An 11,230-nucleotide genomic window follows, 5' to 3' on the forward strand; every position below is an offset into this window, starting at 1 on the left:
TTGATAGATTACTGTTGCTCTAAACCACTTGCCTGAAATATTTTTCCCCACTTAGTGATATCAGATTCGATTGTCTTGCCAAATTCTTGTGGAGTTGATGCAGAAGTTACTAACCCTGAAGTTACAAAACGCTTCTTTAGGTTTGGGTTTGCAAGCGCATCATTTAAGCTCTTAGATAGCTTAGACACTACCTCTGGCGGTAATTTCGCTGGACCTGCAAGACCAAACCAAACCGTCAGGTCATATCCCGGCAAACCTGACTCTGCTAGTGTTGGAATTTCGGGAGCTAGTGGCGATCTCGTCTTTGTAGTAACACCCAACGCATTTACCTGCCCAGCTTTGTATGCAGTTAATCCATTTACGAAATCTGCAATCGTAAATTGAATACTGCCCCCTATTAAATCTGTCATCGCCTGTGGAACACCGCGATAAGAAACGCCAGTGGCCTGGAAATTACCCATAGTGAGAAGTTGAACGGTACACATCTGTGCACTTCCAGAGCCATAGCCATAAGATAAGGCATCTGGATTCTTCTTGCCATATTCAATCAGTTGCTTGGTAGTCTTAACGGGAAGGCTGGTAGAAGAAACCAATAAAAATGGCCCCTCTGCAATCAATCCAATGGGTGTGAAATCTGTTCTCGGATCGTATTTGAGATTCTTAAATACACTGACGTTACTTGCGCCAGTAGTAACGCCCACCATCAATAATGTATAGCCATCAGGAGATGCATTCACTGCAGCGCTAGTACCGATGATTCCACTAGCTCCACCCATGTTATCCACTACGATTGCCTGCCCAAGATTGCTACCCATACTCTCCGCCAATGTCCGAGCGACTACATCAGTGATGCTGCCAACTGGAAAAGGAACAATTAAGCGAATGGGTCTATCTGGATAAGCAGCATGTGCCCCCAGAGATAAACATAAAAGGGTAATGGCAATGATTTTTTTCATAGGCGTCTCAGTATTCAAAAGTTAATTTGACTTACTGCCAAGCTCCACTCCAGCCCATTCTTCAATATGATGTATTGGAAACACATTGTCTTTATCCCCATCGCCCTGTGACATAGCAAACGCCAAGAACTGACGGGCTGCAGGATTAACCTGCATCGGAACCCCTAGCTTCTCTGCCTCATCAATACACATCTTCACATCTTTATGTAAGAGTTCGGTCGTAAAGCGAACTGGAAAGCTGCGATCTAAGACACACTGCGGAATCCGTTCGAGAGTTGCAAAGGATCGGCCGCTAGAGACATTAATGACATCCAGCATTGTCTTGGAATCTAAGCCAGCCTTAACGCCATAGACCAAAGCTTCGCAGCTTGCAATCATGCTTGTAGCATATAAGGTGTTATTGATAATTTTCACTGTCTGACCAAGAGTCGGATCAGCGCCAAGATAAAAAATATTTTTTCCCAAGGCAGACAGTATTGGTTTGATACTTTCAAAAATATCTTGGGGGCCGGAAGCCATGACCGCTAGTGTCCCCTTCTCTGCGGCAACAATGCCGCCACTCACTGGAGAACCAATTAGTGGAATATGATTCTTTTCCAGAACAGCTGCCACTTGTTTTGTAACAGAGGGGCCAGTAGTAGATAAATCTACAACGACTTTCACCTTACTACCTTGTGCAACTTCTGATGCGACATCGGCAACGATTTGAGGCATCGGCAAACAGAGCAATACAGTCTCTACTTCGGAAGCCAAATCTTTAGTAGATGCACAGATCTTTGCCCCCGAACTAGAGAGTCGATCTAGCGCCTTCTGACTTTTGTCATAGATGCATAGTTCATATCCTGCTGCAATCAGGCGGTTAGCAAAATGAAATCCTATATTGCCAACTCCAATGAGTCCAATCTTCATGTCTCCTCCAGCCATTCTTATATTTCAGAAAACAATACTTGAAGCAGAGGTGGAAAGCTAACCCGTATATACCATTAGTGTTAATGGATTAAGGTCAAACTAGGGATTAGCCATGCCTTTTATTGCATTACCCATAACATCAAGTTATGGGTAACCAGAAAGTAGGATATCAATGAACTTTTCAGCATGAGTGCCTTGGCGATCAAAAACTGAGCGGGCAATAGATGGCTTGAGCAAGATGTCCTGCTCCAAGGGACGCACCTGCAAGCCAACCCAAGCTCCGTTAGCAACCGTAAATTCATCAACGATTGCCACGCCCATACCCGCACGCACTAAGGAACAGGCAACCTCAGTTTGATGGATATGAATCCGTGAATTAAAGTCCAAGCCTGCAGTCTCAAAAGCAGTGCGCACTAATTTTCCAAACTGAATGGACGGGTGATGGGAAATTAACTCATACTGAGCTAAATCCCCTAAGGAAATCTTTTGCTTTGGTGCAAGTGGATGCAAGTCCGGAATAACGCAAACCATCCTGCCACTTCGAAATGGCTGTACCTCTAAATTGATATGCTCTAGTGGAAGTACCGAAACCGCTAGATCAACTTTATTACTTAAAATTTCTTGAGCCATGCTGTTGAGCATTGTGGTGTGGTAATTCACCTGAATACCAGGATAGCGTCTAGTAAAACGGGTAATGGCCTCAGGCATTACCGAATAACTCAAGCATGGACTAGAGGAGATATTTAAAACGCCCGCGGGGCCATGCAAAAGATCTGAAGCAAAATCATCAACGCGCTGGGCATGCTGATAGAAACCTTCTACTTCAGCATATAAGGCCTCGCCCTCTGGGGTTGGAACTAACTTTCCCTTTACGCGACTAAATAACTTATAGCCTAGTGATTCTTCTGTTTGAGAAATCAAGCGGCTTACTGCAGGCTGAGAAATAAAGAGCATTTTCGCAGCGCCACTAATTGTTCCGGTCAACATTACTGACCGGAACACCTCCATTTGGCGCAAACGAAACTTCATAGCAAGTCTTAAAAACGCTAGCTAATTAAGGGATATATTTGGTGTAAAGCACTTGGGTTCCATTGCGACCGCAACCCTTTGCAACCAAAGCATCGTAGAGCTGCTTAGCCAAAGAGAGTGCTGGCATGTCTAACTTATTCTTGCCTGCCTCATCGAGTGCAATACCTAAGTCTTTCAAGAAATGCTCAACATAAAATCCTGGAGCAAAATCGCCATCGATCATCTTAGTTCCTAAATTAAGCAACTGGAAGCCAGATGCAGCGCCACCACCAATAGACTCCATTACTTTGCTGGCATCTAAGCCTGCTTTCTTGGCATAGGCTAGACCTTCACTGACACCCATAATGGTTCCAGCAATCACAATCTGATTACACATTTTAGTATGCTGACCTGCGCCTGGGCCACCTTGTAAAACGATGTTTGAACCCATCACTTTCAAAATCGGTAGGACTACATCAAAGTCAGACTGAGTGCCGCCAACCATAATTGATAGCTTGGCATTACGAGCCCCAATATCGCCACCAGAAACAGGTGCATCTAGAGAATGGCAGCCTTTCTTCTCAGCTTCTTGCGCAATACGAATCGCCAATGAAGGGCTTGAGGTTGTCATATCAATTAAATAGGCATTCTTTGCTCTATCCAAGATCTTGCCTGCACCCAGATAAATGTCCTCAACATCTGATGGGTAACCGACCATGGTAATAATCACATTAGAGTCTGCGGCTAAATCACCAACCGTGTCATACCACTTCGCACCCTTTTCAACCAAGGCGGTGGTCTTGTCTTTAGAGCGGTTGTATACATTCACAGAATAACCAGCTGCGAGTAAATGCCCAGCCATGCTGGATCCCATAATCCCGAGGCCGATAAATCCAATGGTTGGTTTTTTGTTTGAGTCCAAGCTAATCTCCTATAGGTATGTAATGACGACCGTCAATAGTAATGGTAATTAGACATGGATACTTTAGAGACTTAAATCAAGGCTTGAATTAAACCAATATTCTTAAATATTGAAGGGGAGGCTTAGGACTAACCAATATTTGACAACTTATTCAGCGGTTATCTTGGCCGCCTTAACAACTTTTCCCCATTTGGCTATTTCAGACTTTAAAAATCGATCGGCTTCTTCTGGGGAATTTGCAATGACTTCGGAGCCGCCGTCCGTTAAACGCTGACGAAGTTCGGGAGTGTTAAGTGCCTTCACTATTTCAGTATTCAATTTATAAACAATGTCTTTTGGAGTTCCTGGAGGCGCAACCATGCCGAACCAAGCCACTGCCTCAAAACCTTTCACCCCGGACTCAGATAATGTTGGGACATCTGGTAACTGAGGATTCCGTTTTAATGTACTGACCGCTAAAGGTCGCAACTTGCCACTTTTAAAGTGCGGCATCAAAGCGACTAAGTTATCAAACATCACCTGAATTTGACCTCCCATCAAATCTAGATGCGCTGGTCCTGAGCCCTTATAAGGCACATGAACCATGCTAATGGCAGCGTCTAATTTTAATTTCTCAGCCGTAACGTGATGAGATGTCCCAATACCTAGGGATCCAAAGTTAACCTTATCGGGATTCATCTTTGCATATTCAATAAATTCGCTAACATTTTTTGCAGGAAAGTTCGGATTCACTGCAAGCGCTAGAGGTGAATGCGTAAATACTGTTACCGATGTAAACGCACTGGTATCGTAACGAAGATTGGTATAGGCCGTTGCCCCAACAGGCAATGCAGCGGTTGATATCAATAAGGTATAGCCATCAGGGGGAGATTTGGCCACATAGTCATTAGCAATAGTACTTCCGGCACCCGCTCTATTTTCAACAATAAATGGCTGCCCCATCGAAATAGTCAGCTTATCAGCGACCGACCGAGTAATGGTATCTGAAGCAGAACCTGCCGCAAAAGGAACAATTACCTTTACCGGTCTTGATGGATAGGTCTGGGCCATTGATACACCAGCATTTACTAATGCAATGCCGATTAATAATCTGCAAAATAGCTTACCCATCTTATTTGCCTTTGATGTTTAATAAAGCGTTAGGCTGCAATTTCGGCTGGCACGTAATCTCGCTCTAATGTAGTAGTTCTCCGCAAATCTCTTCTGATAGAAAGATCGTAACGAGTTCCACGATGCAATGTCGAGCGGTTATCCCACATCACATAATCTCCAGGACGCCAACTATGAGAGTAAACAAACTGCGCTTGGGTTGCATGCTCCAACAGCTCCGCAACAAGCAGTCTGCCCTCAGGCACCGCTAAATCACTCACATGAGTGATATGAACACTTGGGAATAAGACTTTTTTTCCTGAGCCTGGATGGGTATGAACCAATGGGCGCTCAACTGGAGGAAATTTATCAAGCTGCTCCTGAGAGTAATCACTATCACCGAGCATGATCCTTGAGTGAAATGCAGAATGCCAGCCCGTCTTTCCCTCTACATACTTCTTTGTTGACTCTGGAAGCGCATCCCACGCAGCTCTCAAATCAGCCCACTGGGTTTGCCCACCCTCCTCGGGAACCACAACCGCAGACAGCATGGAGTATTTCACTGGCAAATTCTGAAAAGTACTATCGCTATGCCATAACTGATTGGCTAAAACTCCTATGAGCTTTTTATTATCCTTATTTGCAATAGATCCATCTAAGGCAACATTACCGATATCAATAAGCTGATCGTACTTAAATCGCGTTGCGGCCCCAGTTGCTTTTCGCAATCCAGAATCTAGTGGCCCAAACTGAACTGAAAGATCAATTTGCTCATCTTGACTTAAGGGCTGATCCCTAAAAACTAAAACACCATAATGATCCATACCGCGATCTATCGCCTCAATCGACTGCTGATCCAAGGGCTTACTTAAATTAACCCCTGTCACAACACCAACAAATGATGGCCTCAAAGGATTTTCGGGTGTAATTACCAAACTCATATTTGTCTCCTGCTCGCTAATCTAGGCATACGTCAGCATAACTATTTTTAGCACCTGCCATATAAGTAATAACCCTTGGAGTCCAAGTCGAGAATTTTCTTTGGCATCCATCAAAATCATCCTCAACAAAAAGCGTATTATTTTTCAAAACCAATCTACCCAAGACTCGGTTAATAAAAAAATAATCCTGATTAGAGACAACATGTCAAATTTACAAAATACGCCCACCCATATAGCCAGCCATGGAACCGATGTTAATGAGAGCTTTCGCGGTGGACCGAGATCCTTAGGTTTCTTGAGTGACATCAATGAAGCATCTATTGTGATGCTGGCAAAAGTAGGGATTTTTAATCCATCAGCCACTTCACGTATTGCAGATGGCGTTTTACAACTTGCGCAGGCAATAGATCCTGTTGATCCATCGGGTACAGGCAATTATCTGGATTATGAAAAACGCCTTGAAAAATTAATTGGAGAGGATGCCTCGCTAGTTCATGCCGGACGTAGCCGCCAAGATATCGCCTCCACTTTATCGCGTATGAACTTACGCGATGATCTTCTGAATGCCCATCTCGCTCTCGCACAAGCTAGGCTTGATATTGTGCGCTTAGCGGCATCACATCAAGAAACTATTATTCCCGCCTATACGCATGGAGTACAGGCGCAACCAACTACTTTTGCACATTATCTGTTGGCTCAATCAAGCGCATTAGGCCGTCTTTTAGACCGCCTGACCCAAGCATATGCAAGATTAAATCAATGCCCTCTAGGCGTAGCAGCACTGAGCACTTCAAGCTTTCCAATTGATCGCATCATGCTTGCAAAATTATTGGGCTTTGATAGCGCAGTCGAAAATGCTTACGATGCAAACCATCTTGCTCCTGTTGATAGCTGCCTTGAATTTGCAGCGATCTTAAGTATGGGTGCAGTACAGATTAGCCAATTCGCCCAAGATTTACATGCGCAATATGCCGCACCTATTCCATGGTTAACACTAGCCCCTGGCGAACTCATGGGTGTGAGCAGTCTGATGCCACAGAAACGAAATCCAGCTGCACTTGAACAACTAAGGGCGCAAAGTAGCTTGCTCTTAAGTGAAATGCAAGGGCCATTCATGTTAGCCCATAACGTCCGTACAGGAATGTTTGATTACAGAGCCTATGATCCGCTACCAACAACCAGACCCGTTAGGTTATTTACCTTATTTAACAAAGTAATCAATAGCATCGTGGTTGATCAGGAGCAGGCTCGTGCAGAAGTAGATGCTGACTACTCTACTATTACCGAAGTAGCTGATATGTTGCTGCAAAAAGCCAATATTCCTTTTAGAGTTGGCCATCATTTTGCTTCTGCAATAGTTGACTTTGGTCGCTCTAGAAAAATACGCTTGCAAGAAATTCGTTATGAAGAAGCCGCTCAGCTATACAAAGAAAATCATCAAAGCACCTTCCCATTAAGCGAGGAGGATTGGAAAAAGTGTGCGGATCCTGTCCAAATGATCTTCAATCGTAAGGGATATGGTGGCCCCCAATTATCGGAGATTAAACGCATGCAGACTGAGGAGAGTGACAGCGCAGATAAAGCATTGGCATGGAATCAGGAATGCAGAGCTCATCTGGCCAAAGCAACAGCAGAACGCGTTTCAGCTACTAAAGCACTAATCAAAAAATAAATAAAGAGACCTCAATGAAATATTTAGCTTGCTTAGCTTTTCTCATTGCCCCCTTGCTGGCAAACGCACAGTACCCTGAAAAGCCTATCCACATGATTCTGCCTTACTCTTCGGGTGGTGGTGCCGATGTTATTGGCCGGCCCTTGGCTAATGAATTAACGAAGATATTAGGAAAAACTGTTTTTGCAGAAAATCGTGGTGGAGCAAGTGGCAATATCGCTATGGAGTATGTTGCTAATTCGCCTCCGGATGGATACACCATCATTTTGATGCTCACTGCACAAGCAGCGGTTAACAACACTCTATTTAAAGACTCAAAAGTAGATGCTATTAAAGATTTTGAACCCATCTCTTTAATCGCCAAGGCGCCCTACTTCCTTGCGGTAAATCCTTCCGTACCCGCAAAAAATGTTCAAGAGTTCATTGCCTTAGTACGCAATAATCCGGGGAAATATTCTTATGCCTCAACTGGTAATGGAAGTGGGACTCACTTATCTATGGTGCTACTTAAGTCAATTGCACAGCTCGATATTTTGCATGTAGCCTATAAAGGCGGTGGGGGTGCCTATACGGATCTCTTATCTGGACAGGTGGATGCTTCCTTTGTTGGGGCAGGAAGTGCCAAGGGCTTTATTCAGAATGGGCAGATTCGTTTATTGGCAGTAACTACACCGCTACGATCGCCTATTTATCCTGATGTACCTACCTTAGCTGAAAGTGGTGTAACAGGTTACTCATCTGAAGTTTGGTACGCCTTATATGCACCTAAGGGCACGCCGCCAGCGATTATTAAAAAGCTGAATAGCGCAGTCTTAGTAGCCCTTAAATCGCCGCAACTAAAAGAACGTTATGTAGCTGACTCTATTCAAACCATTGGATCAACACCAGATGATTTGACTGCCTTTACCAAAAGCGAGCGAACAAAATGGGCTCAGATGGTTGGCCGAATTGGATCAGCAAATGAGTAAGCCATTTATTACGTTTACTCAATACTCACCTTAGACTTTTCAATGACTTTCTGCCACTTTTGAGACTCTGACTGAATATATTTCCCAAACTCGTCCGGTCCAGAGTATGTCGCCTCAGCTCCATTTGTTAGCAACTGTGATTTCACCACCGGCGCATTAGATGCCTTACGCAAAGCCTCAGAGAGCTGGCTAATAATAGTCTTAGGAGTCTTCTTAGGCGCTAAAAAGCCATACCAAATAGAGGTATCAAATCCTGGGAATCCAGATTCAGATAATGTTGGAACTTCAGGCAATTGATTTGAACGTTTAAGTGATGTAACTGCCAATGCCTTTACCTTTCCATCCCTAATAAAGTTAATAGCAGTAGGAAGAGGAGTGAAAACAGCAGTTAACTGTCCGCCAATAAGATCGGTAATTCCTTGATTGTTGCCCTTATAGGGAATATGCAGCATTGAGATGCCCGCCATTAAATTAAGAAGCTCTCCAGCCATATGGGGCGCAGTTCCAATGCCTGCAGAACCAAAGGTAACTTCTTTGGGATTAGTTTTAGCCATATTGATTAACTCCTGAACATTGGAGATATTTGAATTAGCCTTCACAACTAATACAGTAGTCGCACTTCCAACCATTGCGATGGGGGAAAAATCATTCGCAAAATTAAATTCGAGATTTTTATAAAGGCTTGAAGTGATGCTATTGGCAATAGTCCCTAGTAATAAAGAGTAGCCATTGGGATCGGCATTAAAAACACTTTCTGCGGCAATATTACTTGAGGCCCCAGCCTTATTCTCCACCACCACCGGCACCTTTAAGGCTTCACTTAAATTTTGGGCATACACCCTTGCAATAATATCTGTAGATGTCCCAGCAGGAAATCCAACAAAAATCTTTATTGGTTTATTTGGATAAGCCTCTTGAGCAAAAGTAGGCCCACTAGCAACCATGATCAAACAATAAATTAATCTACGGAAAATTTGCATTTCAGACCTTTTTTTTGGGAATGATCGGGAGCAATAAATATGGTTGACGACTTGAATCAGCCTCAAGCGACACCATGGCGTTGAAAATTTCAGCTGGGCGATCTTTTGGATGGGTATGAACAAAAGGTCCGACACCAAACATTTCATAACCTATACCAGGGATACGAATGGTAGGCCCATCGTAGTGGTAATCATTCCCCTTGACTGTCAAGGCTACCCTATATCCCTTTGGAACAACAATACAGGTTGGCCAAATTTCAATATCAAGTTCCTCTGCTTTGCCTGGAATGAGAGGCCAGATTTCATCATGCGTATGGTAGGGTCTATAAGGCAAACTTAAGTCCTTATCCAGCTTTCGATGCGATGCTCTAAGCCAACCAAGACCAATTGGGGTATGAGGATCATTGGATCCTTGAAAAGTAACTTCTTTGCCATCTGGATCAATTAAAGTGAACGCCAAAAAAATATCTGCGTCATTACTTTTCGATGAAATAAATAGTTTTGCCGCTAGAGGCCCAGTAATCTCTGTTTCAGATTCAAATGGCTTTGATAGAAACTTAACTCCATCACCCATAGGGTCATAAGTAATTTTCACCCCATCAATGCTTGGAGCTTCATCAAGACTCAATGTCTCAAAATTGAGATAAAACTTTGACCATTGAGTTCTTTGCAAAGGCCATTCATTTTCTGAGCGCTGCACAAACCGATCAACATAGCGAACTTGCAATTGAACAGGGGCTTGCTTATCCCAGCCAGTATCTTCACCCTTTAAAAAATGCCCAAAAAAACGTTTTTGTAGCTCTATTCCATAGTTTGTATAGAAGTGAGTCCAGTGAGATAGTCCGTGCGCTTCTAACCATTTTTGCGAAGACTTTGCTCTTGTAAAGCCTTCAAAGTTACCCCTTGGATGAAGTCCTTGACCACCCCAATTTGCAGCAGATAAAAAGGGGACGGTTATGTTTGACCAATTCGCTGAGCGGTCTTTGTAGTAAGCATCGTCTAAGGGGTGAGCCAATAGAGAGCTCTCAATATCAATCCTATTAGCGCGCAATTCGTCGGGAGTGAGAGTTTCGTCACCCGAAATCAAGCGGCCATTTGCCTTACTTTTGAGACCATTTTTTCCTACCCCATACTGGACTCTCCATACCGCCCAGTCATAAAGGGTAACTAAAAACTGACTTAATATTCCGCCATGGTGAGTATTGTCTCGATAGTAATCTGCTGCGCCTTCCCAGACACACATTGCCGCTAAGTGAGGGGGCTGCATTGAAGCCACATACCATTGATTTGTTGCGTAATACGAAATTCCATTAAGGCCCACTTTTCCATTGGACCAAGGCTGAACTGCTGCCCATTCAATACACTGATACATATCTTGTGTCTCACGTATCGATTTTGGACTCAGAAAGCCAGGGGAATTTCCTGATCCACGTGCATCCACTCGAATGCAGATGTAACCATCAGGGACCCACTTTTCAGGATCAACAACTTCAAAGTTTGCGTAGGTATTGGAAGTACCCTCGGCAACCTCTGGAAGAGCTGCAACCAATCGATCCCAGCCTCCAGAAAATCCCTCCTGAAATGCCAAGCCTTTACCATAAGGCCCGTAACTCAAAATTACTGGATATTGCCCTGCATCAATAGGCCTGAATATATCTGCACGAAGCACGATTCCATCCTCCATTGGTATGCTCACATCCCAATCAATTTGCATACCATGTGCTACTTCGCTGTGCTGCTCCATCACATCTCCTTAACTATTCTTTTCATTTTGTAGTTATATTA

At 43.8% G+C, this 11,230-nt stretch carries 10 protein-coding genes; 2 read left to right on the forward strand and 8 right to left on the reverse strand.

Features of this window, described 5'->3' with window-relative positions; all coding sequences use genetic code 11:
* Positions 1-8: 8 nt before the first annotated feature.
* The 6 genes from ICN47_RS11325 to ICN47_RS11350 all read right to left on the reverse strand — a co-directional run bounded on the left by ICN47_RS11325 (position 9) and on the right by ICN47_RS11350 (position 5,825).
* Positions 9-956: a tripartite tricarboxylate transporter substrate binding protein gene (locus ICN47_RS11325; RefSeq protein ID WP_216220045.1), complete on the reverse strand. Its 948-nt coding sequence runs from the start codon at positions 954-956 to the stop codon at positions 9-11.
* 21 nt (positions 957-977) lie between these two features.
* Complete coding sequence (locus tag ICN47_RS11330) at positions 978-1,865, reverse strand: NAD(P)-dependent oxidoreductase (protein WP_216220046.1); 888 nt, start codon at positions 1,863-1,865, stop codon at positions 978-980.
* Between the two features lie 144 nt (positions 1,866-2,009).
* Entirely contained in the window at positions 2,010-2,894 is an 885-nt protein-coding gene (locus tag ICN47_RS11335) for a LysR family transcriptional regulator (RefSeq protein ID WP_216220047.1), read from the reverse strand.
* Positions 2,895-2,919: 25 nt separating this feature from the next.
* The gene (locus ICN47_RS11340; protein WP_216220048.1) at positions 2,920-3,795 is read right to left on the reverse strand and encodes an NAD(P)-dependent oxidoreductase; all 876 of its coding nucleotides are present in this window, start codon (positions 3,793-3,795) and stop codon (positions 2,920-2,922) included.
* A 147-nt stretch (positions 3,796-3,942) separates the two neighbouring features.
* Complete coding sequence (locus tag ICN47_RS11345; protein WP_216220049.1) at positions 3,943-4,905, reverse strand: tripartite tricarboxylate transporter substrate binding protein; 963 nt, start codon at positions 4,903-4,905, stop codon at positions 3,943-3,945.
* Positions 4,906-4,934: 29 nt separating this feature from the next.
* Positions 4,935-5,825: a TauD/TfdA family dioxygenase gene (locus tag ICN47_RS11350; protein ID WP_216220050.1), complete on the reverse strand. Its 891-nt coding sequence runs from the start codon at positions 5,823-5,825 to the stop codon at positions 4,935-4,937.
* Between the two features lie 202 nt (positions 5,826-6,027).
* Here ICN47_RS11350 and ICN47_RS11355 point away from each other — a divergent pair, with 202 nt between their 5' ends.
* A complete protein-coding gene (locus ICN47_RS11355) occupies positions 6,028-7,497 on the forward strand; it encodes an argininosuccinate lyase (protein ID WP_216220051.1) in 1,470 nt (489 codons plus the stop codon).
* 14 nt (positions 7,498-7,511) lie between these two features.
* Positions 7,512-8,465 (forward strand): tripartite tricarboxylate transporter substrate binding protein, encoded by a 954-nt coding sequence (locus ICN47_RS11360; RefSeq protein ID WP_216220052.1) that lies wholly within the window; start codon positions 7,512-7,514, stop codon positions 8,463-8,465.
* 14 nt (positions 8,466-8,479) lie between these two features.
* Here the strand turns inward: ICN47_RS11360 and ICN47_RS11365 are convergent, their stop codons facing one another.
* Both ICN47_RS11365 and ICN47_RS11370 read right to left on the reverse strand, forming a co-directional pair.
* Complete coding sequence (locus ICN47_RS11365; RefSeq protein ID WP_216220053.1) at positions 8,480-9,445, reverse strand: tripartite tricarboxylate transporter substrate binding protein; 966 nt, start codon at positions 9,443-9,445, stop codon at positions 8,480-8,482.
* A 1-nt stretch (position 9,446) separates the two neighbouring features.
* The gene (locus ICN47_RS11370) at positions 9,447-11,189 is read right to left on the reverse strand and encodes a CocE/NonD family hydrolase (RefSeq protein ID WP_216220054.1); all 1,743 of its coding nucleotides are present in this window, start codon (positions 11,187-11,189) and stop codon (positions 9,447-9,449) included.
* Positions 11,190-11,230 lie beyond the last annotated feature (41 nt).

The organism is Polynucleobacter sp. AP-Latsch-80-C2 (genome assembly GCF_018882185.1).
Taxonomy (GTDB): Bacteria; Pseudomonadota; Gammaproteobacteria; order Burkholderiales; family Burkholderiaceae; genus Polynucleobacter.

Coding starts and splice junctions, on each gene's coding strand:
- ICN47_RS11325 (WP_216220045.1), bottom strand. CDS start 956: ATGAAAAAAATCATTGCCATTACCCTTTTATGTTTATCTCTGGGGGCA.
- ICN47_RS11330 (WP_216220046.1), bottom strand. CDS start 1,865: ATGAAGATTGGACTCATTGGAGTTGGCAATATAGGATTTCATTTTGCT.
- ICN47_RS11335 (WP_216220047.1), bottom strand. CDS start 2,894: ATGAAGTTTCGTTTGCGCCAAATGGAGGTGTTCCGGTCAGTAATGTTG.
- ICN47_RS11345 (WP_216220049.1), bottom strand. CDS start 4,905: ATGGGTAAGCTATTTTGCAGATTATTAATCGGCATTGCATTAGTAAAT.
- ICN47_RS11350 (WP_216220050.1), bottom strand. CDS start 5,825: ATGAGTTTGGTAATTACACCCGAAAATCCTTTGAGGCCATCATTTGTT.
- ICN47_RS11355 (WP_216220051.1), top strand. CDS start 6,028: ATGTCAAATTTACAAAATACGCCCACCCATATAGCCAGCCATGGAACC.
- ICN47_RS11360 (WP_216220052.1), top strand. CDS start 7,512: ATGAAATATTTAGCTTGCTTAGCTTTTCTCATTGCCCCCTTGCTGGCA.
- ICN47_RS11365 (WP_216220053.1), bottom strand. CDS start 9,445: ATGCAAATTTTCCGTAGATTAATTTATTGTTTGATCATGGTTGCTAGT.
- ICN47_RS11370 (WP_216220054.1), bottom strand. CDS start 11,189: ATGGAGCAGCACAGCGAAGTAGCACATGGTATGCAAATTGATTGGGAT.